We start from the raw sequence: 24,646 nt of genomic DNA, 5'->3' as shown, positions 1-24,646 counted from the left end.
CGCATCCCCTTTTGCACGCATATTTTATGCGTGGACGCTGAACAACTTCAGATCTAGTCTGGCCTCAACAAGGGTGAACGGCACGCTGTTCGCCGACTGAGTCAGAGGGGTTTATGGACATCGAAAAAATCAAAAGGCGCCTCGAATTTCTACGCGAGGCGGAAAAGCTCAAGGATGTACTCAGAAGCGCGCATACCTCTTCCGGGCGCACCGAAAGCACGGCAGAACATAGCTGGCGCCTTTGCCTGATGGCCATTGTTTTCGAGGATCAACTGTCCGGTCTCGATAGGCTGAAAATGCTCAAGATGTGCGTCATTCACGACTTGGGAGAGGCCATCAATGGAGACATTCCTGCCGTCAGCAAAGAATCGTTTCCCAACAAAAGCGAGCAAGAGAGAAACGATCTTCTGGTCTTGACCAATGCACTGGATGAAACGCTAAAAGCTGAGATCCTGGCGCTCTGGGATGACTATGAGGACGCGCTGTCGCCAGAGGCGAAAGCCGTCAAGGCGCTAGACAAACTGGAGACAATCCTTCAGCACAATCAGGGCAAGAACCCACCGGACTTCGATTACGAATTCAATCTGGCCTATGGCAAAAAATACACTGATGCCAACCCTCTATTTGAGGTGCTTCGCAGCATCATCGACCAGGACACCAAAGAAAACATCAGTGAACATGACAATCCGCAATGAACAAGCCCAAGGCATCGGCACCATCGCCCGACTGACCGAAGCAGCGTTCCTGTCAATGCATTGCGACGCTCCAATCAACTGACCGTCTCCTTGATGGCGGTCCTGCCTTCATCAATGCCGAACCGAACGTGTCAGTTCGCGCCCAACTTGAATTGGATGCTGTCTGAGGGCCACCAGGCCCACGATGGCGGCGGCGTATAGCAACCTGGCTGATTGGCGGGTGTCGCGTCACAGCGGACGGTGTAGCCCTTGTTGGTTATTTCTCTCCCGCCTTCGCCGGTGCCGCGCTCATTGTACGAAGAGCAGCCACCGAGCAAAGCGACACCCAGTAAAACTGTTGTGTACTTCATAAATGCCTCCATGCGTAAAGCGTACAGCTTAGCCATGAGTCCCGCCTGGTGCGGGATTTTTTGTCTGGAGAAAAAAGTGATGACTGCGATGACGATCATAAATCAGCCATCGATCGACGTTGTCGGTGAGCACCTGGTCCGGGTTTTCAGCAGGCTCATCAAGGGGCCGCGGAACTTGATCCCAGAGAGCGAAGCGATTTGAACCCTTTGTCAGAGGAACCCCAGAGACCAAGAGCACCTACAGGTAACAGTAAAGTCCATTGGGGTAGCTTGATCAGCATTGAGACGTCGGAGTACAGCAACGCCACGGCGATAAATACCAGGCCAAAACAAAGCCACATACAGGAAAGCAGTTTTGTCATGTGCTGTGGGGATGTATCAATGGTGCGAGCTGAGATAAAGAAGGCTACGGCAGACAGCGTTAATGTCACAGAGACTAGATGCCAGCACGCATAGAGAAGAAGACTCACCTCTTGCGGTAGCGTAGATTGAAGCAATGGCCCTTCGATTTCCGGCGTACCGACGAAGATATGTATTGCTGCAGTGAATGCGGCAAGAAGGGAGGTAGAAAGAAGTAGGCGATTCATGTTCAGTGCAGCCTCTAATGTTTGATTGAGAGGCCGCGGAACGCGGTCCCGAGCGAAGCGATGAATAATGTTTTCATTGTTTTTATCTTCCTTGATGGGATCAGCGTCGATTGGACGCGATTTGGTGCGCGGGAAAGATATCAGCCATCGTGTAGGCACACACAGTCAATTTTGATGCCCATTGAATCAACTCGTTTTCCAGGCGCATCCCAGTGTCGCTTCTGGCCGATTTCTGCCGGTCACGACAGGCGCCGCGCGAGTCGTTCCTGGTGCTGTTTGCCCAGGCTTGCGCCGTTCCGCGAATGCACTCAGGCCTTGACCCACCGCTGACGGCTCCAGCTGCTCAACGTATCGACGGCCAATACCAGTAACAGCATGACCAGAATAACCGTGCTGGCTTGGGCTTCCTGGAACAGGCTGAGGCTGACATAGAGCATTTGCCCCAAACCACCGGCGCCGACGAAGCCGAGCACACTGGCCATGCGGATATTGTTTTCCCAGCGGTACAGAACGTAGGCCAGTAGCTGTGGCAACAGGTTGGGCAGTGTGCCGTAACAGAAAGCCCAGATGGCATTGCCGCCCTGCAAGCGGATAGCTTCGGCGGGTTCTGGTGGAGTGTTTTCCAGCGCTTCGGCGAACAGCCGACCGAGCACGCCGGTGGTGTGCAGGGCTAATGCCAGGGTGCCGGCATTGGGGCCGAGACCGGCGGCAAGGACCATCAGTGCAGCCCACACCAGTTCCGGAACCGCGCGCAAGGCGTTGAGCACCAGGCGCGACGCACTCTGTAATGGCCAGCCGAAGCGCCCGGCCGCGGGCAATGCCAATAGCAGGCCGAATACCGCCGCCAGCAGTGTGCCCAGGGCAGACATGGCAATGGTTTCCAATGCGCCGTGGCCGATGGCTTGCAGATGGCTGGGGCTCAGATCCGGGCTGAGAAAACGCTGCGCATAAGCGCCCATCTGCTTCAGATTGCCGGTGCCGCCTAGCTCGCCGAGGTCGATGCCCAGATAGATGAACGAGGCGACTACCGCTGCGCCGATGCAGAGCAGCAGTGCCAGGTTGATCAGGCGATTCATGCCAGCCTCCAGCGCAGCAGGCGGCTGAGTTGATCGGCGAGCAGCACCAGTACGAGGAACGTCAGTAATAAACTGGCCACTTCACCGCCGGCGAACATGCGTAACGACAGATCTATTTGCTGGCCCAAACCGCCGGCACCGACAAAGCCCATCACCACCGAGGCGCGGATGGCGCATTCCCAACGGTACACCGTGTATGACAGCAACTCCGCAGCGACATTGGGCAGGATCCCGTAGAAAAAAGCTGCGAGCCGACCACTGCCCGATTGCAGTAGCGCGTGAGCCGGACGCTGGTCAACCGACTCGAAAATTTCCGCGTAGACCTTGCCCAACATGCCGCTGTAGGTAATGGCAATCGCCAGCACGCCGGCCGTCGGGCCGAGGCCGACGGCGCGCACGAATAGCAGGGCCCAGACGATTTCCGGCACGCTGCGCAGGAAGATCAATAAACCGCGTACAGGCCAGCGCAGCAGTTGGCCCCAATAGCTCGGGTGCCCGGCACGGGAGGCAGCAGACAGCGACAAAGCACGGCTAGCCAATAGGCTGGCGGGGACTGCCAACAGCAACGCCAGGGCCATGCCGGCCGTGGCGATGGCCAAGGTCTGCAGGGTGGCTTGCAACAACAGCTTAATGAATTCTTCGCCATGGGCCGGTGGCCAGAAGGCGGATACAAACCGGCCCATCTCGCTTTGACTGTCACTCGCCACCAACACGCTGAGGTCCAACTCGCTGAAGTGGATGCCCGGCCACAGCAAGGCAAGGGCCAGCAAGGTGAGCAGCAGGCGGGGTCGGGTGGCCGGATCTCGGGTATCACGGGTCAGCATCGGGGAATCTGCACACTCAAGGGCGCCGGAGCAATCGGTGGGGAGAGCAATTGTTCGTTGGCGTAGAGCTTGTCCAGCAACTCTCGGTCGACTTCGCTGGCTTGAAGGTCGAACAGGATCTGTCCATCACGCAAGCCGATGATGCGCGAAAAGTGCGCCAGGGCCAGTTCCACCGCATGCAGGCTGGCAACCAGGGTGACGTTGTGTTGCCGGGCATGGCTGCAGAGCACCGAAAGCGTGTGCTGGGCCAACACGGGGTCCATGGCCGATACCGGCTCATCGGCCAGCAACACCTCGGGCGCTTGGTACAAAACGCGGGCAATGCCCACGCGCAGCAACTGTCCACCGGACAGTTGCTGGCATTGCGCGAACAATTTGTCGCTCAGGTCCAGCCTGGCCAATGCCGCGCGTGCACCCGGAATATCCAGTGGATGCACCAGGTTCAACAGGCTCTTGCCCAAGCCCCATTGACCCAGCTTTCCGGCCAGAACCGCAGTGACCACGCGTTGGCGCGGTGGCAGGGGAGGCGACTGATGGATCAGGCCGATGCGCGCGCGCAGACGTTGACGCTGACGGGCAGAAAGCTGCCAGGCTCGCTCGCCGAGCACTTGCAGCTCGCCGTTGCCCGGTCGCAAGGCAGTGGCGAGCAAGTTGAGCAGGCTCGACTTGCCCGCGCCGGACGGGCCGATGATGGCGACCTGTTCACTTGCACCGATGTGCAGGTCCACGCCACGCAGCGCCTGGACGCCATTGGCGTGGGTAAGGCTGACCTGGGTCAGATGCAATGTCATTTGAGCAGTTCGGCGGCGAGTGCGGCTTCCTCGATGCCTTTGTAGTTCTCAGGCTTGGTTTCGATGAATCGGCTGGCGGCCTGCAGGTCCAGAATTTCCTTGTCCGCAGGCTTCGCCGGATCGAGCGCCAGGAAGGCTGCCTTGATCTTGGCCGCCAGCGCCGGGTCGAGGGTTCCGCGCACCGTCCAGTTGTAGTCGAAGTAGGCCGGGGTGGTCGCAAACACTTTGACCTTGGTGGTGTCGACCTTGCCGGCGGCGACCAGTTTTTCCCACACGCTGGCGTTCAGTACCCCGGCGTCCACCTTGCCGGCCTGGACCCACGCGACAGTGGCGTCATGGGCACCGGAGTAGCCCACGCGACTGAAGTAGGTTTCAGGCTTGATGCCGTCCTTGAGCATAAAGTAGCGCGGCATGAGACTGCCCGACGTGGAGGACACCGAGCCGAATGCAAAGGTCTTGCCCTTGAGGTCAGAGAGTGATTTGACGGCCGGGTCGGCGGTGATGAATTTGCTGGTGAATTTGGCGTCCTGTTCGCGCTGTACCAGCGGAATGGCATTGCCGGTTTTCAGGCGTGCCTGCACGAACGTGAAGCCGCCCAGCCAGGCCAGGTCGATGCGGTCGGTGGCCAGCGCCTCGACCACGGCCGGGTAGTCGCTGACGGGCACGAACTCAACCTTCATGCCCAACTGTTGTTCCAGATAGGCGCCAAGTGGCTTGAACTTGCGCAGCAGTTCGGTAGGGGCTTCATCGGGAATTGCGCTGACTTTCAGCGTATCGGCGGCCTGCGCCAATAGGGTGGAAAATGACAGGGTCAAGCCGATGGCCAATGCCAGGGTACGCTTGAGCATGGAAGATCTCCGGTGTGTTAACGAAAGAATGTCGAGGCGCCTGACACACGCTGATGGCTACCTGACGCTTTGAGAGGGTAGACGAAAAGGGGCGATATTGACCGTTTTTGGCCCAATTGCAATCTGTGCGAAGGGCATTGAACGATCCATGGCACACCAGTCCGAACACTAGAGCCAGGTTTCGGATGGATGAGCCGTGCAGTGTTTTATCGGTGATATGATCCTGATCGTCTCTATCTTGCCATGAGATTCCATATGGACCGCTTGTCTACTTTGTTGTCACAGTTCGGCGTCCGCGCCCACCTGTTTCACAGTGGCAAGCTTTGCGATGTGGCGTCATACGATGGCGCTGACCAGCGCGGCCATATTCACCTGCTGCAGGCAGGTCACGTCACTTTACGGCGCCCCGATGACAGCGACTTGCTACTGACCCGTCCCAGCCTGATTTTTTTGCCACGCCCAAGCCGGCATCAACTCATCCCGAGTGAGCCCGAAGGGGCTCGACTGTTGTGCGCGTCAATGGAATTTGATGGTGGTGTCGGGAACCCATTGTCTGCTTCGTTACCCGAATTTTTGGTGCTGTCCCTGGATGAGCTGCCGCTGCTGGCCGATACATTGAGATGGCTGTTCGGTGAGGCGGCATCCGGACATTGTGGCAGGGAAGCAATGCTTGATCGCTTATTCGAGCTACTGATCATCTTGCTGCTCCGGCATCTGCTCGACCACCAGGCGTTAAGTACCGGAATGATGGCGGGACTGGCCGATTCGCGGCTGGCGCGCTCTCTGGTGCAGATGCACAACGCACCCCATCATGCCTGGTCAGTTGCAGAACTGGCGAGTGAGTCGAACATGTCGCGCGCCGCCTATGCCGCGCATTTTCGATCCGTTATCGGGCAGACACCCGCGGATTATCTTCTGAGCTGGCGGATCAGCCTCGCGCAGAAACGCCTGCGTGAAGGCCGCCCGATTACGCTGATCGCCGACGAAGTCGGTTATGAAAGTCCTTCAGCGCTTGCTCGTGCGTTTCGCCGCAAGACGGGCAGCAGCCCCCGGGACTGGATGAAATCGCTGACGCGAGAGGGGGCGGAGCGCTTGATCTCCCCCTGAGCCTGGATCGTGATCGTGACAGTATGTGATAAGGACATGGCCTGAGGGCATCGGACTGCTTCAGGCCATCCCTGGAGGGAAGTTATCAGTTCAACGGGTTTCCAACTTGGCCAGAGAATGGCCCGCCACGAATATGGAAGCGGCAAGCAACCCTATGTCTTTAAGGAGAAATTGGCCCGGAGCAACCGTAATGGCTGGAAAACCGAGGCCGGGTTCAACCACTCCGGGTGTCGAAAGCATAAAGGTCAACGTCGTGAAAAACAGTCCGGCAGACAACGCTCCACCCACTAAAGAAAGCTTGGGTGATAGCAGGTGACCCGCAATAAGAGCACCGATCGAGATCTCCAGGACTCCGAGTAAGCGAGAAAAGACATCTACACTGAAAATGTCATAAGTCCATCCCAATAGAGGGCTGTTGCTCACAAGCGGAACCAACCCCTGCGCCTCGTAATGGGTGAATTTCATGCCGCCGAACCAGAAGTAGATGATGGCGAGTGCAAAGTAAGCACCGTAGGTGCCAACCGCCATGGTTTTAACCCCGAGCGATAATCTGTTGGGTAAGCTGTTGTTGCTAGCGTTGTTAATGTTCAAGACGTTCATGGTGTGGGCTTCCAGAGGTTTGGCCAAGGGGTTTAAAACCCACGCGATAGACGTTGGGCGTGGGGATATTGTTGCCTCAGCCTTCGCTCTCTTGGGTTCTGAACGTACAGCGTTCGGTGCAGATCGTCTAAACCACGCGGGTGGGCCGGCTCAAAAACGAAGAGGGTTATCGCCATGAACGAACAGAACTGCGATCTGCTTGAACAGGTACTGATAGCCCATGGCGGACAAGAACGCTGGAACAGGTTCAACACGGTGAGCGCCAGCATTGTGACCGGCGGTTCACTGTGGGGCATGAAGGGACTGACCCAGGATAGCGACTCGCGTCAGATGACTGTCTGGCTGCATGAGCAGAGAGCGTCGGTGATGCCTTTCGGAGCCCCGAACCAACGTACGGCGTACACGCCCGATCGAATCGCTATTGAAACCACGGATGGCCAGGTGGTGGCGGAGCGCTCGGATCCGCGGGAGTCTTTCCGTGACCACGGAGAAACGACACCATGGGATCCGCTTCACCGGGCGTACTTCAACGGTTACGCGCTGTGGTCTTACATGACGATGCCATTTCTGTTCATCCTGCCGGGTGTCAGGGTTGAAGAGGTCGAACCCTGGGAAGAGGGCGACCAACGTTGGCGTCGTTTGCGGGTGCACTTTGCGCAGAGCGTGGTCACGCACTGTCCGGTACAGGACTTCTACTTTGGTGAAGACTTTCTGCTGCGCCGGCACGACTACAGCGTCGACGTAAGTGGCGGATTTCCCGCTACCCAATACGTTCACGACTATGTCCAAGCCCAGGGACTCCATATGCCCAGCAAGCGCAGGGCCTATCGCCGTGACACGAATAATCATGCGATCGCGTCGCAGCTGTTGGTGGCTATCGATATCAGTGACATTCGTTACGATCAATAAACCAACAACAGCACCGCGATAAGACTGAGCACTTGTCGACAGGCAATTTGAGGATCTCGCCCCTCCGGCATTTTGCTAATTACCATCCGCTACCTTACGTTCTATCTCCGCTATTTTTTGCCTGAGCTCTTCAGCCTCCCGCTCCTGGTTTCGCGCTTCATCTAAACTTTCGGCGTCGCTGTCGCGGTCCTCAAGCTCGCTTTCGACCACATCGTCGGGTTTGCCAGACGTATCGGTAGGCGGGGCGTTCGAGGTCGTTTCTGATTCCTCGTCATTAACACGGTCATCATTGTTCATATCGCACCTCCATTGGCCTATACATTGGATACAGCGGTATGGAGGGAGTTCGGGTTTTTCAACGTCTCGTCCCCGGCCAACCGACTGATCGTTGCATAATGGCGCTAGGGCTTTTCGAGTTTCTGCAGGTAGCATGACGCTTTATCAGCGCACCAAATGACAGGTTGGTTAACGTAACCGAGTGGGTCGAACATTGATTGAACGACGTCAATTCAGCGGAGGCATGAAGGGCAAAAACCTCCGCTATCTGAATGAAAACACGGGTGAGCCTGCTCGAATGACTCGGGCGGGCTTTTTGCTGCTCGAGCATTTCTCGCTGCCTGCCTTCACCCAAGCACTGGATACGATTGTTACCGCGAATCTTCTGCGCCCCGGGTTGTTCTCTTCCCGAACGTTCGGCTTGAATGAAGGGGAGGTCATCAGCGATCTGGGCCTGGTCATTCGGCCGGATGCACGCATCGATTCTTCAGCCATTCACAACCTGGACCTGCTGGTTATTTGCGGCGGCTACAGGACAGAGCTGAAGGCGACTGATGAGTTCATCAGCCTGTTGCGGATGGCGGCAGATCAGGGCGTCAGTCTGGCCGGGTTGTGGAATGGCGCATGGTTCCTGGGCAGCGCAGGCCTGCTCGATGGATACCGTTGCGCCATTCACCCCGAACATCGCCCCGCACTCGCGGAAATCTCCAAGGCGACGCATGTCACCAGTGAGCCTTATGTCATCGATCGAGACCGGCTCACCGCGTCCAGCCCCTCTGGCGCATTTCATATGGCGTTGGACTGGATCAAGGAACTGCATGATAAAGCGCTCGTCGAGGGTATCGAGGACATTCTTGCTTTCGAGGAGTCTCGCTACCGGCGCATCAAACCGGCTGAAAATATCTGTGTGAGCGCGCCGTTGCGAGAGGTGGTCAAGCTGATGGACGCCAACCTCGAAGAGCCTCTGGAGCTGGAGCAACTGGCGGTCTACGCGGGCCGTTCCCGGCGACAACTCGAACGCTTGTTCAAGGAACAGCTCGGGACAACGCCGCAGCGATATTACATGGAGCTGCGCATCACCGAAGCGCGTCGACTGCTTCAACACACAGAGCTGTCCCAGGTAGACGTGCTGGTTGCCTGTGGCTTTGTGTCGCCCAGTCATTTCAGCAAGTGCTATAGCTCGTACTTCGGCTACAGGCCTTCCAAGGAAAAACGGTTGGTAAAGTAAAAGTCCCCATCGTTCACCAAGAGCCTGCTACCGAGTGAGTTTTGGCTCACCGACTTATGTGATTTTGGTATCAGTGCTATCCGATTAGTACTATTTATCAATCAATAGTCGAAGGGTAACTTGCTTCTCTGTGATTTCAAGCCGAGAGCAAGCCATGACCCGACACATCATCCGCAAATACGTGCCCGCCGTAGCGAGGGTGGGCACTCTTTGTTTCGCTTTGTGCAGCTGGGCGGTGGTGAATGCGGGTGATCGCAGTCCGCTAGTCATCAAGGATCAGGGGAGCCTGATGGTCGGCGGTGGGCTGATCACTCAACCGGGTATCTTCGATCCGTACACACCGACCAAGCCCGATGGCCAAACCTATCACGGCGACCACGTGTATGCGTTCTACCAGGTTCCGGTTGACGCGCGCCCGCTCCCGATTGTCATGTGGCATGGCGCGGGGCAGTCTGCGAAATCCTGGGAAACGACGGCTGACGGACGTGAAGGATTCCAGAACATCTTCCTGCGTCGTGGCTTCTCCACCTGGCTGATCGAGCAGCCGCGCCGTGGCGATGCGGGCCGCAGTCTGGTTGAAACGACGATCAAACCGGTGGCGGACGAGCAGCTGTGGTTCAACCAGTTTCGCATCGGTCTGTGGCCCGAGATCTTCAAGGGCAGCCAGTTTCCGCGTGGGCAGGAGGCGCAGGAGCAGTTCTTCCGTTCGATGACGCCCAACACCGGTCCTTACGAGATTGAGGTCGTCTCCGAGGGTGTTTCCGCGCTGCTGGAAAAAACGGGTCCGGCCCTCCTGTTCACCCATTCGCAGGGTGGCGGGCCCGGTTGGCTGACGGCGATCAAGAGCCGCAATGTGCGGGCCATCGTCGCGTTCGAACCGGGTAGCAGCTTCGTGTTTCCAGAGGGGGAGGTTCCCGCGCCGATTCCCAGCGCTTTCGACACACTCTCGGCGCAAGTCGTATCGAAGACGCAGTTCGAAGCGCTGACCCGCATCCCCATTGTCATCTTCTACGGCGACAACATCCCCGACAAACCGGTTCGTTTACCGGCGCAGGATAGCTGGCGTGCCCGGCTTGAAATGGCGCGCCTGTGGCGAGATACGGTGAACCGGCATGGCGGTGACGTAAGACTCATCCATCTGCCGGAGATCGGGATCAAGGGCAATAGCCACTTCCCGTTCTCGGACCTCAACAACGTCGAAATCGCGGATCTGGTTTCGAAGTTCCTTGCAGAAAAAGACCTGGATTGACTGCGAGCACGGCGATGGCTGCCGTGCCCCTCGGAATCAGAAATTGGCAGGAGATTCATATGAAGAGAACGATAAAGGCCACCCTTATGGCCGCCATGATCGGGATATCGGCAGCCGAGGTCGAGGCCGCGGACTACATGCGCAATCCATACACATTGACCTATGCTGGCGCGTTGATGAAGAACGAACCGGGCAAGGTCAACATCCATCCAGTCACGTACAAACTCAACGGCCTGGACATTTCCGCCAACGTCTACACCCCCGCGAACTATGATTCGGGCAAGAAATATCCCGCCGTCATCGTGGCGCATCCCAACGGCGGGGTGAAGGAACAAGTCGCAGGGCTGTATGCCCAGCGCCTGGCTGATCAGGGCTACATTACGATCACTGCGGATGCGGCGTATCAGGGTGCCAGTGGCGGTCAGCCGCGCAACGTGGACAAATCCGCATATCGCATCGAGGACATCCATGGCATGGCGGACTTCATCGCCCGCTATCCGGGCGTCGAGAGTGCGCGTCTAGGCTTGCTTGGCATCTGCGGCGGTGGCGGCTATTCATTGAAGGCGGCGCAAACCGACAGGCGCTTCCAGTCGATCGCGACCGTGAGCATGTTCAACTCCGGGCTGGTTCGCCGCAATGGCTACATGGATTCGCAACTGTCCACTATTCAGGAGCGCTTGCAGCAGGCCTCTGCAGCCCGCGCCCAGGAAGCGGCGGGTGGCGAAATTCGCTATGCAGGGGATGCCAATCTGACCGATGAGCAGATCGCCAAATTGCCGTTTGATCTGTATCGACAGGGTTACGAGTACTACTGGAAGACGCACGCACACCCCAACTCGACCTTCAAATACACCATGAGCAGCCTGCTGGATCTGATGAGCTTCGATGCCACGGATCAGATCGAACTGATCGACAAGCCGTTGCTGATGATCGCGGGCAGCAAGGCCGACAGCCTGTACATGTCGGAGCAAGCCTTTGCCAAGGCCACCGGCACCCAGGACAAGAAGTTGTTCACGATCGATGGCGCGACCCATATCGAAACCTATTGGGTGCCTGAGTATGTGGACGTTGCAATGAGCCAGTTGACCGCGTTTTACGCCAGAACGCTCTGACTTGAAGGATCCGTCATTATGAAAAACACCCTTTTAGGCATCGCGGTATGCGCCGCGGCTCCCTTCGCCAGCGCCGCCGGTGCAGACAGTGCCAGTGAGTCTCGGGCCACCCAGCAGATCAACCGGGCAGGCACCCAGGCTTCGGCAGCGGGACCGGCGAATTATTTCACCGGGCGGGTGCGCGTCGATCCCTTGTTTCCCGCCACCGGCGAGATCAATGCGTCCGGCGCCTACGTCACCTTCGAGCCGGGCGCGCACTCGGCCTGGCATACCCATCCCGCAGGACAACGGTTGGTGGTGATTTCCGGCATGGGCCTGACGCAGGAGTGGGGCAAGCCCGTGCAGGAAATTCGCCCGGGAGATGTGATCGTCTGCCCGCCGGGCGTCAAGCATTGGCACGGTGCCGCACCGACGAGCACCATGACTCATCTGGCTGTGACCGGCGCGGTGGATGGCAAGAGCGTGCAATGGCTGGAGAAAGTCACCGATGAACAATACAGCGCTCAGCGCCCCGTGGCGCCACAAGCCATGCCCGCAGCCCAAGCCGCTTCCGAGGTGCTCTCCGCCAGGCAGCAGGCCATCCCGTTGATTGCAGCTTCCATGGCCACGAGCAATATGCCCAGGCTCAACGCTGCCTTGAACCAAGGACTGGATGCGGGGCTGACCGTCAGCGAGGCGAAGGAAATCCTCGTGCAACTCTACGCCTACAGCGGTTTTCCGCGCAGTCTCAACGCGCTCGGCGAGTTGATGAAAGTAGTGGAGGCGCGCAAACAACGCGGCATTCAGGATGCCCCAGGGCGCGAGCCCGGTCGCATCATACCCACCGGCGATGAACTGCTGGCGGTGGGCAAGGCCAACCAGACCCGCATTTCAGGTGCGCCCGTCCAGGGCCCGCTGTTCGACTTCGCACCCATTATCAACCAGTACTTGCAGGCGCATTTGTTCGGCGACATCTTCGAACGCGACAACCTGGACTGGCAAAGTCGAGAGCTGGCGACGGTCGCAGCGCTGGCCGCCACGCCGGGTGTGGAGCCGCAACTGCGTTCGCACATGGCCGCCAGTTTGCGGGTCGGTCTGAGCGCTTCACAATTGCGTCAACTGATCCAGGTTTTGCACAGCCAAGGCGACGTCGACGCGGCCAAGCGTGCCGGCGCGGCGCTGGACGTCACCCTGCAGGCCAATCAGCCCAAATAGCGCAGGGCTTCGCGCAGCAATGTAAAGGCGGGTGAACTCTGGCGCCGGCTCGGATAATAGAGATGGTAGCCAGAAAACGGCTCGCACCAATCTTCGAGCACGCGAATCAACCGACCTTGCGCCACATGTTCCTGCACCAGATCCTCTGGCATATAGGCCAGCCCCAACCCCTGGAGGGCGGCCTCCAGGCGCATGGCGATGGTGTTGAACACCAGTTGGCCTTCGACCCGAACTTTCAGTTCTTGTCCGTCTTTTTCGAACTCCCAGAGAAACAGGCCGCCGTAAGTGGGCATGCGCAGGGTGATGCAGTTGTGCTCCATGAGATCAAACGGGATGTCTGGCTTCGAATATCGGGCGAAATACGCCGGGGAGCCGACAACCGCCATGCGCATGTCAGGGCCGATGCGCATCGCGATCATGTCCTTGGCCACCTGCTGACCCAGCCGTACACCGGCGTCGAAACCCTCAGCCACGATATCGGTAAAGCCGTAGTCGACGATGATTTCGATATTCAGATCGGGATTGTCGGGTAGCAGTTTCCCGAGCACGGGTTGCAGGATTGTGATCGCGGAATGCTCGCCGGCCGTGATGCGCAGTTTGCCGGCCGGCTTGTCGCGGAATTCGCTGAGCAATGCCAGCTCGTTGTCGATTTCTTCGAAGCGGGGGGCGATCACTTGCAGCAGATGTTCCCCCGCTTCGGTCGGGGATACGCTTCGGGTGGTGCGAGAGAGCAGCCTGACGCCCAGCCGCTCCTCCAACTGACGCATCGCCCGACTCAAAGCGGGCTGTGACATGCCCAGCTTGGCAGCGGCGCGGGTGAAACTGCGCTCCTTTGCCACGGCCGAGAAGATCGCGAGTTGGTCGTAGCTTTCAGCGGTCATTTATACGCCCCTGTTATGAGCAGGTTGCGATTATGCCATCTGTGCGCCCCATCGTCCGGCTCAACATTGGGCGTAATGGAAGGGGTGCCCGGTGGCGGGCTGCTTGCTGCAGCAGGGCCACCGGACAACTCTGCGGACTCAGCCCTTGGCCGCCATCGCGGTGACTTCCACACGCATACCTTCGACGGCCAGAGAGGCTACGCCAACGGCGGCGCGAACCGGCCAGGGCTTGGCGAAGAAGCGCTTGTAGACTTCGTTGAAAGCGGCGCGGTCGGCCATGTCAGTGAGGTAGATGGTCAGATGCAGCACCCGGTCCATGGAACTGCCGGCAAGCTCCAGCGCCACCTTGAGCGCTTGCAGAGTGCACTCGCTCTGCTCGGCGATGCCACCCAGCTCCAGACTGCCGTCGGCGCGGGTAGGGATTTGAGTGGAGACCAGCAGGCCACCGAAACCGGCGACGTCGGAGGAGATGGATTCCGGGTCTGGGTCGGGGAGAAAGGTGATGTCATGGTTTGCCATGGGGATCTCTTGTTTGAGGTGGTTGTATGTGGGGCGGCTGTAGCAGCTGTCGCATTACGACTTAACGTACCGCGGTGAGTTTACAGCACGAGACTGTCTGCCAGCCTCATGGCCTGCTGAGTCGCAGCCTTACGCGCACTCAGGTCAACGTCTTCCCCCAGGATGGTTTTCTCGACAATCACCGAGTGCACATCGCTCACGCCGATGAATTGCAGCCAAGCTTCCACGTAGGGTTTCTGAAAGTCGAAGCGCTCCGCTGGCGTGATCGACTGCGCTGAAAAATCCAGGCCGCGGGCGTACATCACCACGGCGGTTTTGTTGTGCAGCATGCCTTCCAGACCGCGTTCCGGGTCGAAGCTGAATAAAATGTCTTTCTGCGACACCAGGTCGATGAAGTGCTTGAGTTTGTACGGGATGCTGAAATTCCACAGCGGTACGGACATCACCAGGACGTCCGCGCGGTGCAGGTACGCGGCCAGATCTTTCAAGGTGTTCCAGGCGTCTTGCTGCGCCGGGGTCAAGGGCGTGCCATTGAGCCCGGCGTATTTGGCGTCCACTGCCTGCCCGTCGAATTCCGGCAACACCATCTCCCAAAGATCGAGGGTAATGATTTCGGTGTCCGGGGTGTTTTCTTGATAGCGCGCAATGAAGCTGCGAGCGACTTCAAGGGAGGCTGACCGCTGTTTGCGCGGGGAACATTCGATATGCAGAAGGGTGGTCATGGCGTGTCTCGGACGATGGAGGTTGGATTATTGCAACATAGTTTTATTTGGAATATAAATCGTGAATAAACAAGTCATTAATCACGAATAAAACTATGTTCGATGTGCTGTTGTTAAAAACATTCGTCACCGTCGTCGATGAAGATGGTTTCAGTCGCGCAGCCGAAAAGCTGCACCTGACCCAGTCTGCGGTCAGCGGTCACTTGCGGCGACTGGAAGAACAGGTCGGTAAACCGCTGTTGAAGCGTACGACCCGTTCCCAGCAATTGACGCCCGATGGCGAGCGCCTGATTGCTTATGCGCGCACGATCCTCGCGTTGAACCGTGATGCTTGGGCGCAACTGACGCGCACGCCGTTTCACGGGCGGGTGCGGATCGGGGTGTCGGAGGATTTTGTCGAAGCGCGATTGCTGCGGGCTTTTCAGGATTTCGCGGCGCAGTACCCGGGCATGGAAATCGACGTGCAAGTGGGCATCCCTGGCACGTTGTTGAACCTGATGAAGCAAGGCGATCTTGAGTTGGTCATCGGTTCTCTGTGCGAAACCAGTGAAGCGGGGTTGCTCCTGTGGCAAGAACCGCTGGTATGGGCCTGGTCGGCGCAACCGGTCACCCAATTGCCGACACCGTTGCCGCTGGCGCTGTTCCCTGAGCCCTGTCCTTATCGTGAGATAGCGTTGAGGCGGCTGGCTCAGGCGGGGATCGCCCAACGTACGGCGATGTCATGCACCAGCACCGCCGGGTTGCGAGCGGCGGCGTTGGCTGGTTTCGCGGTGGCACCCATGACGGTCAGTCAATTGGGGCAGGGACTGGCGGCTCTGGGGGCCGAGCAAGGATTGCCGGATTTGCCGGGTGCGCAGTTTCGGTTGTTTGCCTCTGCTGAAGCGGATCAGGCGATTGTGGCAGCGCTCACTCAGCTCATTGTGGAGCACTGCTCCACGCGAAGGGCTTGAGCGTCAGGGTCGATTACTGTCAACCGCGATCTCCTCTTTGTAGGAGCTGTCGAACCGCCAAGCTGCGATCGGCCTGTAGGAGCTGTCGAGCTCCGCGAGGCTGCGATCGGCTGCGAAGCAGTCGTCAATCCGGATGACGCGTTCTGACTGATACACCGCGAGCTCTGGTTTTACGACTGCTTCGCAGCCGATCGCAGCCTCGCGAAGCTCGACAGCTCCTACAGGCCGATCGCAGCCTCGCGGAGCTCGACAGCTCCTACGGTTGAACGTAGCTCCTACGATCATCGGCACCCATAGTGGATAAGGTGAGGGCAGTGCGCCGGCCTGCATAAGCCTTTGCGGCGCAAGTCTCGGGTCGTACCGCGGTGCGCGAATCCAACTAATCTACAGTGGCCGAGCGAGACCTTTGGAGGGGCTCAAGCCATGCAACCGAAGGCACATCCGCGATACGACCTGGCGCTGTTGATTGCATTTCTTCTTATCGTCATAGCGCTGGGGATTTCACCCCATAGCCGAGTGGACTGGGTTCTGGAAAATCTGTTGGCCCTGCTGCTGGTAATGGTCCTGGTCGGCGTTTATCGACGGTTCCGTTTGTCTGCCGTTTCCATCAGCCTGGTGTTCGTTTTTCTGTGTATTCATGAGCTGGGTTCGCACTACACCTACGCGCTGGTGCCCTACGACCGCTGGTGCTTAGCCTTGACCGGGATCAGCCTCAACAAAACCTTTGGGTTTGAACGCAATCATTACGATCGGCTGGTCCATCTGACCTATGGACTCTTGATGGTCTATCCGATTCGGGAAGTGCTGGTGCGAATCACGCCGCTACGGGGATTCTGGGTCGGGTTTATCGCGCTGAATATTATCCTGTCGACCTCGGCTGTCTATGAAATCGTCGAATGGATAGGGGGGCAGTACTTGGGAAGAGACACGGCGAAGGCTTTTGTCGCTGCACAAAATGACCCATGGGACTCTCAGGCCGATATGGCGCTGGCAGTGGCCGCTGCATTCTTCACGTTATTGGTTATTCATCTCTGGCGACGGTTTAGTCATCACAACTCTTTATTAAGTGGCTCAGAAAACAATTCATGAAAGTTATAAAGTGTTCTAATTGAATGATGTCGATAAGCCGCTAATGTAAAGGGGTTGTTACACATTCAAGTATGCAGTTGTAGTTGTTTTGCCGACGAATAACGTTGAACTTATTGAATGCCGGGTAGTATCGCTGACACGCGAGTGCGCCTGCAATTTGGCAAAAGGTTTTTCGATTGGCAACAAGACGCATTTGAATACCCTGTATATCCATCCAAAACGCCTTGTTGCTTAGCTTGCTATAATCACAAATAATTGATTTATATGTATATTATTTGAGTTTGTTAATTAATTGGTAATGGGGTGATTAATAGGTGGTTGCAACTTTTTGGTGGCGAGATTTTGGCGTTCTTAGTGTCAAAAAATAACTAGGTAATTAGTCGGGCATTTTTCTGACGGAGTGCTAGTGTTGGTAGTCTTGTGTTGGATCACACTTAGCTCGCTTCTTAGGGGGAGTGCATCATGTCGACTCCAAATCCTCGTATTGCGGTTCTTGGTAATAGAGTTGCCAGTTCTAATATCCCTGACCTCAAACACTTTTCGGATCTAAGCAGCTTATTGGCTGCGCCTGCATTTGATGTGCTGTTGCTTGATATGCCCGCGGCTTATGCCGGGCGAGTTCTGCGCAAATTGCGCTCAACTACGGCCTATCGCTATCAGCTTGTTTACTGCTGTCGGGATCAGGATGGCTGGTGTGAAGCACTGGGCGATGGTGCATGCCCTGCCGAGACAAGCGAAATAAAAACGCTGTGGGGTATTTGGCGAGAGCGCTTCAACCTGTTCCGACAGGGTTCTGCGCCCGAGCGGTTTGAAGGTCGGGTGTTGTCGTGGCTGTGGTTGCGCGCCGACGCCCATGTGTATGCCCTGCGCGACCCCGAAGTCCCCCAGCATTATCGCTATCCGCTGCTCGAGGCACTGGCGGATAGCGAGCAGGTCAACCCGTTTGCCTGGCTCAGTTTGATGGTGCAGCACGAATGGCTGGAAGAAGGTGTGCTGGTCGATCGGGTTCGTCTATGTTCGGACTGTGGTTCGGGGCGCCTCAATTACATTGATGTGTGCGCCGAATGCCAGGCGATGGACATTTCACGGCAACCTTCATTGCACTGCTTCACCTGTGGTCACGTGGGCAGTCAGGAGTCGTTTCTCAAGGATGGCCTGTTGCTCTGCCCCAACTGCCTGAACCGTTTGCGGCACATTGGCAGTGACTACGACCGCCCTTTGGAAAATTATCGCTGCCGTTCATGCCAGGCGTTTTTTGTCGATGCCGATGTGCAGGCGCGCTGCCTGGATTGCGGCTTGTCCCACGCGCCCGACAAGTTGCGCATACGCGAAGTTCGAGACTTTCGCCTGGCGGAAGCGGGGCGCTTCCGGTGTCGCCAGGACTTCAATGATCGATCGATCAACCATTTCGGCCGCCTCAATTTATTGGGCGGCAAAGATTTCTACGAGCTTTTGACCTGGCAGCTTCAGGTGGTGCGCCGTTACCAGCAGCCAGCGTTCTCACTGCTCGGCCTGCGCTTCGTCAATCTGGCCGGTACGCTGGCGCGTCTTGGCGAGCACCGCGGGCATGCTTTCATCGATAGCCTGACGGATCGGCTGAAGGAATCCGTCAGGGAAACCGACCGCTGTTCGCGAAGCACCGAAGAGTTCTTCTGGATCATGCTGCCGCACACCGATAGCAAAGGGCTGGAGTTTGTCACCCAGCGTCTGGGCCGGGTCGCCGAATTGTTTTCCGCACCGGAGGTCAGTGACATTTCCCTGCGCGTCGTCAGTTTCACGGCCCCCGGGGATTTACTCGAGCAAGAAGACGGTGAGCTGCTGCTGGCCCGCCTTGCCAGCGAGTTGATTTAAGCCATGAGCCCGCTAATGGAGCAACTCTATAGCCTGCTCAGCGCGCTCATGGGGACGGATGGTCTGAGCCGATTGTTCTTCATGCTCTTTCCGTTGTTTCTGATGTTTGAATTGCCACTGACGATCATGGTGCTCCTCGGCGTATTGCGCTGGTTTGCCCGTCGACGCACCAGCGTGCCGAAGACCAGTCTCTATCGGCCCAAAGTCTCTTGCATCATCACCTGCTACAGCGAAGGGATGGATGTCCAGACCACGTTGTTAAGCCTGTGCGAGCAGACGTACCCCGGCCACATCGAGATGATTCCGGTGGTGGACGGCGCCACGATGAATCAACCGACGCTCAGTGCCGTTCGCAGTTTTTACGTGGACCCGCTGTTGTACCCCCGGCGCCATTTGCGCCCGATTGCCAAATGGCAGAGGGGCGGACGGGTGTCGTCACTGAACGCCGGCCTGGCCCACGCCAGCGGCGAAATCGTGATGGCGCTCGACGGAGATACATCCTTCGACAACAACATGGTCAGCGCCATCGTGCGCAATTTCGAAGACCCTTCGGTGCCTGCGGTCGCTGGCAGTCTGCGGGTGCGCAATGTCTGGGGCTCCTGGGTCACGGCGATGCAGGCGCTGGAATACGTGTTGTCGATTCACATGTCGAAAATCGGTCTGGCCGAATGGAACCTGGTGAATAACGTCTCAGGTGCCTTTGGCGCTTTCCGTCGCAGTTTTCTGATGAAAATCGGTGGCTGGAACACCCATACCGCGGAAGATCTGGACCTGACGCTGCGCATCAAAAGTTACTTCAAGCGATATGACTTGAAGATTCCTTTCGAGCCGGAAGCGATCGGGCACACCGATGCACCCGCGACCCTCAGGCAGTTTCTGATGCAGCGTTTGCGCTGGGACGGCGACCTGTTTTTTCTCTACGTCAGAAAGCACAACCACAACATCAACCCGGATTTACTGGGCTGGCGAAGCTTCCTGATGATCCTGGTCAGTGGCTTCTTTTTCCAGTTGGTGCTGCCCTTCATCATCCTCATCTACACCTTGCTGGCGTTATTCATTTTGCCGGGCAAGACGCTGTTGTTTCTGTTTGCGCTGATCTACCTACTGTACCTGTTGATCACCATGCTGCTGTTCGGCGCCATGTTGACGATGGTGTCCGATCGACCTCGACAGGACGTGACCCTGGCGTTGTTGGTGCCTGTCTTCCCTCTGTTCATGCTACTCATTCGGTGCTGGAGCGCAGTGGCCATGCTCAACGAGATGTTTCGTCGAGGCCATGAAGAGACCTCTATGGCGCCGTGGTGGGTTCTTAAACGAGCCACGAGGTTTTGATATGCGATCCGTACTGCTAGCCTTGACGCTGTCGCTACCCCCTGCGGCGCTTGTCGCACAACCGCTGCCCCTTCAGGATTTGATCGACAAGCAACAATCGGACCCCCTGTTTCGCGCCGGCGAGGCCGACCTGCGAGCCCTTGATGGAGAAACCAAACTTCAGAAAGACAGGGCCGGCTGGCAGGCCTTTGCCACTGCCGGCACCGGTCGTTATCGGGAACTGGTGACCGATGACGTACGCGATGATTACTACGGGCGCAATGTCAGCCTGGGAATCCGTCACCCATTGTTGGGGAGCCTCAAGCGTCAGCTGGATCTGGTGCAGGCCAGTCAATACGAGCGGCAACGGCAGCAGATGCGCGTGGCTTTGGTGCGCGCCGCCCAGCGTCTGGCCGTGCGCAGCGCCTACGCGGATTGGTGGCGTGTGCAACAGGAGGTCGCGTTGTGCGGCAGGCTGACCCCGATTGCCCAGAATGCCGACAACGCCATTCGCACGCGGTTACAGAGCGGCCTGATGCGCGTCTCTGAAGCCCAGTTGCAAATGAGTGAATGGGCGGGCGTCGCCGACCGCTGCAATGCATTGCATCAGGTCGAGACTGAAATTCGCGAGGATTTGTCCAGCGTCGCCATGACCGATATCCCGCCCTCCGCGCAAGCCGTGGCCGAGCCTTTGGCGCTCAGGCCGCAACCCCTGGCCCAATGGCAGACCGTGATGAATCAACATCCACGGGTGACCGAAAAGCAAAACCTGCGCGAACAGGCTGATCGAGAGCGCGACAATCCCTGGTATTCCTCTATCGATTCCGACGTGATCCTCGCCGGCTCGCGGGAATACCGCAGCGGCTCGGATAAGGCCGGCAGCGGCCTGGAAGCCAACCTGGTGTTTTCCGTGCCGTTTGATCTGGTCGGCAACACGCGTGCGCGTCGGCAAGTCGCCGAAGCACGCTACGAGGCGGCGACCGAACGGGTCACCGCCGAACAGCGTGCGCTGGGGCAGGAACTGAGCAAAACGCTACGCGCGCAGAACTCTGCGTTGGCGACGATCAATCAACGGACCCAACAATGGCAAATCGCGGAAAGGGCGCTTGATGAAGAACGCAAGCGTTCCGTCTCGGGCAATAACCTGGAAACCTCGCTGACCACCCAGCGCCTCTATTTTCAGACCGGTTTCGAACGGATTGCAGCCTGGCACACCGCCTGGTTGCGTCAGGCCGATTTGAACCTGTTCATCGATGACAACCCGCGCTTCTCCGCGTTGCTGGGCACTGAGCATCAGGAATGGACCCCGCTGGTGCCGTCGGTGGCGGCCTCGTCTATTGTGGCGCCTGCCTCTGCATCAGCAGCACTTGAACTCGCGCAACCGCGTTTCTTGCTGGCGTCCACGTCAGCGGCAGCGCCGAAAGTCGGGGCTGGGGCAGGGACGGGGGCGGGCAAATGGTCCCAGGCCAGTTACGTCTGGGACAGTGAAGCGTTGCTCGACCCTGATCGGCGTGAGACGGAGCTTCAGGCGCTGCGCAAGGCCGGGATGGACAAAATCTACCTCGGCCTCAAGGGCGCACAGGTCAATGACTTGGTGACCACCCGGCGACGGCTGGAGCAACTGCTTCAGGACGCGGCCCGAGAAGATCTGCAAGTGAGTCTGTTGCTCGGCGATTCGAGCTGGATCGAGCCGCCGGATCGCCATCAGCTCAGCGATTTGTTGAAGAAGTTGAAGGGGCTTGCATTCAGCAGCCTGCATCTGGACCTCGAAGTCGAACAACTGGGCATGCCAGTCCCGGATCAGCGCCTGAAAAACTGGCTCGATACCTTGCGCATGGCGTCCAGCGAGAGCCCGTGGCCGGTGGAAATATCCAGCCATCATCGCTGGTTCGCTGAACCGAAGCCTGGGCAAACCTGTGTGCCGTGTGAGCTTCCCGACGCCGGTGTGCGTCAGGTCAGCCTGATGATCTACACCCGCAACCCGAAAAACAGCGCACGCATGACGGAGCAGATCGCCCAGCGCTGGCCGGCGCTGCAGTTTCGTTTGGCCCAAAGCACAGAACCCGAATTGCCAGCCACGGAAAGCTGGGCTGGCGCATCGACTGAACAGTTGAAACATCAGGCCAGCGCCTGGCGCGAACAATTACAACCGCGGGGGGTTGCCGGTATTGACTGGCAGGCCTGGAGAGACTTCCCAAAACGGTGAGCCGTCATGAAAATTCGTTTCGATAGTCGCAAAGAATTGAACCCCACCCAGGAACAGGGCTTGAGCGTGCTGTACGCACCGGGCAAGCGCATGGCCTTTCGCGCGCGCTGGTATTTGATTCTGTTGCTGGTTGCCAGCCCCTTGATCTGGCTCGGTGGAAAACTGGCGTACAGCATGCTGATGATCGACGCGCCGGCGCAATTGCGCCTGCCGATTTACGAGGTGCGCGCGCGCGATGCCGGCCGGGTCGATCAGCTGTTTGCCAAGGCCGGTGAGCAAGTCCAGGCCGATCAAATGCTGGTCACCCTGGACAACCCGGAATGGCGGGCCCGATTGGCGCAACTGGCCGCCATGCCGACCAAGGCGACGGGCACCGGCACGGGCAAAGTCACTGCCCAACTGGGCGGTCGCGAACGCCAGTTACTCAAGACCCGAATCGGCAGGGCGGAACAAAAAATCAGCGAATTGGAGTATCTGGTTGGCCAAGGCGCGGCCGCTCGCGGTGAAGTGCTGGCGGCGCAGTCGGAGCTCGACGGGTTTCGAGCGGACTTGTTGGCGTTCGAACGCCGCGAACAACTGGCGCGTCAGCCCTCCCAGGGCGTTGAGCGCGAGATCATTCAGCAGAACGCCGAGCAGCAGTGGTTGAAGACACGTCTCGCCGCGTTGTCGATCAAGGCGGGGCAGAGCGGCCGGATCGCGGAAGTGCTGGTGACGCCCGGCGAAAACGTCGGCGCCGGCACGTTGTTGATGCGCCTGGAGCGGTTGGAGGACCCGCTGCTATGGATTTATCTGGAACCGCTCAATATCAGTTACGCCGCGATCGGTCAGCCGCTGCGCGTGCGCATGCCGGATGGCCAGTGGCTGGCCGCGCATGTGGTGCAGGCAGTAGACAGCGCCGGGCGCACGCCGACGGTGCTGCGCGGCCCGTTTGCCGCCAGTGAAATGGGCTTGCAGGTTGCAGCCCGGTTCGATGACCCACTGCCGTCGCGCTGGCGAATCGATCAATTGCCCTTGAATGTTCGCTTTCCCACGGACTGGCAAGAGATGTTCAGCGCCGGCCGGGAGCTCATGGAAAGAGTCGAGGAGTTCGTCGCGATGGATCGACCTACAACCACTACTCCAGAGTGAATTTGCCATGTCTGCTGATCGAATTCTTGTGACAGGTGGCGCGGGCTTCATTGGTTCGCACCTGGTCGAAGCCTTGCTTGAAAACGGCTATGGCGTACGGGTACTGGATGATCTTTCAACCGGCAAACTGGCGAATCTGCCGGTGGATCGTGCGCATTTGAGCCTGATAGTCGGGGATGTCGCGGACGGGCCGACAGTGGAGCGCGCGCTGAAAGATTGCAGCGCGGTGGTGCATCTGGCCGCGGTCGCCTCGGTTCAGGCGTCGGTCGAAGACCCGGTCGCCACTCACCAAAGCAACTTCATCGGGACGCTGAATATCTGCGAAGCCATGCGCCAGGCCGGCCTGAGAAGGGTGGTGTTCGCCTCCAGCGCCGCCATCTATGGCAACAACGGCGAAGGCACGGCCATCACCGAAGACACGCCCAAAGCCCCGTTGACGCCCTATGCCGCGGACAAACTGGCCAGTGAACATTTCTTCGATTTTTACCGCCGCCAGCATGGTCTGGAGCCAGTGATTCTGCGCTTCTTCAACATTTACGGACCGCGCCAGGATCCTTCATCCCCTTACTCCGGGGTCATCAGTATCTTCAGCGAAAGAGCCAAGAAACACTTGCCCGTCACTGTGTATGGGGATGGCGAGCAAACGCGGGATTTCGTCTACGTAGAAGACCTTGTAAAGGTGCTGGTACAGGCAGTGAAAGAATCGGAGCCGAGCGGCGAACCGGTCAATGTCGGTTTCAACCGCTCCACCAGCATCAACGAGCTGGCGGCCACGTTGAGCACACTGCTGGGCCGGCCTCTGGCATTGAATTACGCTGCACCGCGCTCCGGTGACATCCGCCATTCCCGGGCCAATAACCAGCGTTTGCTTGAACGTTTTCGGTTCACCGAGCCGACGTGTTTTGCAGACGGCTTAGGTCAATTGCTCAGAAGTCTGGAGAGCGGCGACCGGTGAGCCCGAGGCCTATAACTTTATGACGGTAAGTTAAGCCATTCAGCCGAACGCACTCTGTAGCAGCTGCCGAGCCCGCGAGGCTGCGTTCGGCTGCGAAGCAGTCGTAAAACCGGCAATTGCGGTGCATCAGGCATATCGCGTCAGACAGACTCACGACTGCTTCGCAGCCGGACGCAGCCTCGCGGGCT

Annotated in this window: 24 protein-coding genes; 14 read left to right on the top strand and 10 right to left on the bottom strand. The window is 58.2% G+C overall.

The features are described 5' to 3' along the window. Window positions 1–113 precede the first annotated feature (113 nt). Window positions 114–695, top strand: a complete 582-nt coding sequence (locus NHU87_RS02130; protein ID WP_253545155.1) for an HD domain-containing protein — start codon at window positions 114–116, stop codon at window positions 693–695. A gap of 131 nt (window positions 696–826) precedes the next feature. On the opposite strand, the gene NHU87_RS02125 is transcribed toward NHU87_RS02130, so the two are convergent. The 5 genes from NHU87_RS02125 to NHU87_RS02105 all read right to left on the bottom strand — a co-directional run bounded on the left by NHU87_RS02125 (window position 827) and on the right by NHU87_RS02105 (window position 5,171). After that, window positions 827–1,144, bottom strand: a complete 318-nt coding sequence (locus NHU87_RS02125; protein WP_253545153.1) for a hypothetical protein — start codon at window positions 1,142–1,144, stop codon at window positions 827–829. Between the two features lie 796 nt (window positions 1,145–1,940). Beyond that, entirely contained in the window at window positions 1,941–2,708 is a 768-nt protein-coding gene (phnE, locus tag NHU87_RS02120; RefSeq protein ID WP_253545151.1) for a phosphonate ABC transporter, permease protein PhnE, read from the bottom strand. Beyond that, on the bottom strand, window positions 2,705–3,532 hold the full coding sequence (locus NHU87_RS02115) for a PhnE/PtxC family ABC transporter permease (RefSeq protein WP_253545149.1): 828 nt from the start codon (window positions 3,530–3,532) through the stop codon (window positions 2,705–2,707). The genes phnE and NHU87_RS02115 overlap by 4 nt, the downstream gene beginning before the upstream one ends. After that, window positions 3,526–4,323 carry a phosphonate ABC transporter ATP-binding protein gene (locus NHU87_RS02110; RefSeq protein ID WP_253545147.1) on the bottom strand — a complete coding sequence of 266 codons (798 nt, stop codon included), beginning with the start codon at window positions 4,321–4,323 and terminating at the stop codon, window positions 3,526–3,528. The genes NHU87_RS02115 and NHU87_RS02110 overlap by 7 nt, the downstream gene beginning before the upstream one ends. Then, window positions 4,320–5,171 carry a putative selenate ABC transporter substrate-binding protein gene (locus NHU87_RS02105; RefSeq protein WP_253545145.1) on the bottom strand — a complete coding sequence of 284 codons (852 nt, stop codon included), beginning with the start codon at window positions 5,169–5,171 and terminating at the stop codon, window positions 4,320–4,322. The genes NHU87_RS02110 and NHU87_RS02105 overlap by 4 nt, the downstream gene beginning before the upstream one ends. A gap of 255 nt (window positions 5,172–5,426) precedes the next feature. Here NHU87_RS02105 and NHU87_RS02100 point away from each other — a divergent pair, with 255 nt between their 5' ends. Continuing rightward, a complete protein-coding gene (locus NHU87_RS02100) occupies window positions 5,427–6,278 on the top strand; it encodes an AraC family transcriptional regulator (RefSeq protein ID WP_253545143.1) in 852 nt (283 codons plus the stop codon). Window positions 6,279–6,368: 90 nt separating this feature from the next. On the opposite strand, the gene NHU87_RS02095 is transcribed toward NHU87_RS02100, so the two are convergent. After that, the gene (locus NHU87_RS02095; RefSeq protein WP_253545141.1) at window positions 6,369–6,878 is read right to left on the bottom strand and encodes a YkgB family protein; all 510 of its coding nucleotides are present in this window, start codon (window positions 6,876–6,878) and stop codon (window positions 6,369–6,371) included. 174 nt (window positions 6,879–7,052) lie between these two features. Between NHU87_RS02095 and NHU87_RS02090 the strand changes: the two genes are divergently transcribed. Beyond that, window positions 7,053–7,787, top strand: coding sequence for a hypothetical protein (locus tag NHU87_RS02090; protein WP_253545138.1), 735 nt, complete (start codon window positions 7,053–7,055; stop codon window positions 7,785–7,787). Window positions 7,788–7,862: 75 nt separating this feature from the next. Here the strand turns inward: NHU87_RS02090 and NHU87_RS02085 are convergent, their stop codons facing one another. Further along, complete coding sequence (locus NHU87_RS02085; protein ID WP_253545136.1) at window positions 7,863–8,084, bottom strand: hypothetical protein; 222 nt, start codon at window positions 8,082–8,084, stop codon at window positions 7,863–7,865. A gap of 193 nt (window positions 8,085–8,277) precedes the next feature. On the opposite strand from NHU87_RS02085, the gene NHU87_RS02080 reads away from it, so the two are divergent. The 4 genes from NHU87_RS02080 (at window position 8,278) to NHU87_RS02065 (ending at window position 12,846) form a co-directional block, all read left to right on the top strand. Next, a complete protein-coding gene (locus NHU87_RS02080) occupies window positions 8,278–9,291 on the top strand; it encodes a GlxA family transcriptional regulator (protein WP_253545134.1) in 1,014 nt (337 codons plus the stop codon). Window positions 9,292–9,445: 154 nt separating this feature from the next. After that, the gene (locus NHU87_RS02075) at window positions 9,446–10,540 is read left to right on the top strand and encodes an alpha/beta hydrolase (protein ID WP_253545132.1); all 1,095 of its coding nucleotides are present in this window, start codon (window positions 9,446–9,448) and stop codon (window positions 10,538–10,540) included. A 59-nt stretch (window positions 10,541–10,599) separates the two neighbouring features. Beyond that, window positions 10,600–11,652, top strand: coding sequence for an alpha/beta hydrolase (locus NHU87_RS02070; RefSeq protein WP_253545130.1), 1,053 nt, complete (start codon window positions 10,600–10,602; stop codon window positions 11,650–11,652). Between the two features lie 18 nt (window positions 11,653–11,670). Next, window positions 11,671–12,846: a (R)-mandelonitrile lyase gene (locus tag NHU87_RS02065; RefSeq protein ID WP_253545128.1), complete on the top strand. Its 1,176-nt coding sequence runs from the start codon at window positions 11,671–11,673 to the stop codon at window positions 12,844–12,846. On the opposite strand, the gene NHU87_RS02060 is transcribed toward NHU87_RS02065, so the two are convergent. From NHU87_RS02060 to NHU87_RS02050, 3 genes are all read right to left on the bottom strand, one after another. Continuing rightward, window positions 12,834–13,727 carry a LysR family transcriptional regulator gene (locus NHU87_RS02060; RefSeq protein ID WP_253545126.1) on the bottom strand — a complete coding sequence of 298 codons (894 nt, stop codon included), beginning with the start codon at window positions 13,725–13,727 and terminating at the stop codon, window positions 12,834–12,836. The two genes, NHU87_RS02065 and NHU87_RS02060, sit on opposite strands and share 13 nt — an antisense overlap. A gap of 138 nt (window positions 13,728–13,865) precedes the next feature. Next, window positions 13,866–14,246, bottom strand: coding sequence for a RidA family protein (locus NHU87_RS02055; RefSeq protein ID WP_038983873.1), 381 nt, complete (start codon window positions 14,244–14,246; stop codon window positions 13,866–13,868). An 80-nt stretch (window positions 14,247–14,326) separates the two neighbouring features. Then, window positions 14,327–14,968: an FMN-dependent NADH-azoreductase gene (locus NHU87_RS02050; RefSeq protein ID WP_253545124.1), complete on the bottom strand. Its 642-nt coding sequence runs from the start codon at window positions 14,966–14,968 to the stop codon at window positions 14,327–14,329. A 95-nt stretch (window positions 14,969–15,063) separates the two neighbouring features. Between NHU87_RS02050 and NHU87_RS02045 the strand changes: the two genes are divergently transcribed. The 7 genes from NHU87_RS02045 to NHU87_RS02015 all read left to right on the top strand — a co-directional run bounded on the left by NHU87_RS02045 (window position 15,064) and on the right by NHU87_RS02015 (window position 24,458). Then, window positions 15,064–15,918, top strand: coding sequence for a LysR substrate-binding domain-containing protein (locus NHU87_RS02045; RefSeq protein ID WP_253545121.1), 855 nt, complete (start codon window positions 15,064–15,066; stop codon window positions 15,916–15,918). Window positions 15,919–16,341: 423 nt separating this feature from the next. Continuing rightward, window positions 16,342–17,007 (top strand): DUF2238 domain-containing protein, encoded by a 666-nt coding sequence (locus NHU87_RS02040; RefSeq protein ID WP_253545119.1) that lies wholly within the window; start codon window positions 16,342–16,344, stop codon window positions 17,005–17,007. A gap of 462 nt (window positions 17,008–17,469) precedes the next feature. Next, entirely contained in the window at window positions 17,470–18,858 is a 1,389-nt protein-coding gene (locus NHU87_RS02035) for a diguanylate cyclase domain-containing protein (protein WP_253545116.1), read from the top strand. Window positions 18,859–18,873: 15 nt separating this feature from the next. Then, on the top strand, window positions 18,874–20,190 hold the full coding sequence (locus tag NHU87_RS02030) for a glycosyltransferase family 2 protein (protein WP_253545113.1): 1,317 nt from the start codon (window positions 18,874–18,876) through the stop codon (window positions 20,188–20,190). A gap of 1 nt (window position 20,191) precedes the next feature. After that, window positions 20,192–22,375, top strand: a complete 2,184-nt coding sequence (locus tag NHU87_RS02025; RefSeq protein WP_253545111.1) for a TolC family protein — start codon at window positions 20,192–20,194, stop codon at window positions 22,373–22,375. A 6-nt stretch (window positions 22,376–22,381) separates the two neighbouring features. Next, window positions 22,382–23,503, top strand: coding sequence for an HlyD family secretion protein (locus NHU87_RS02020; RefSeq protein ID WP_253545109.1), 1,122 nt, complete (start codon window positions 22,382–22,384; stop codon window positions 23,501–23,503). Window positions 23,504–23,510: 7 nt separating this feature from the next. Further along, entirely contained in the window at window positions 23,511–24,458 is a 948-nt protein-coding gene (locus NHU87_RS02015) for an NAD-dependent epimerase/dehydratase family protein (RefSeq protein WP_253545107.1), read from the top strand. Window positions 24,459–24,646 lie beyond the last annotated feature (188 nt).

The organism is Pseudomonas mandelii, from assembly GCF_024138395.1.
GTDB lineage: Bacteria > Pseudomonadota > Gammaproteobacteria > Pseudomonadales > Pseudomonadaceae > Aquipseudomonas > Aquipseudomonas mandelii_E.
Note: the sequence above shows the minus strand (reverse complement) of the source record. Positions and strands in the feature narration are given on the sequence as shown.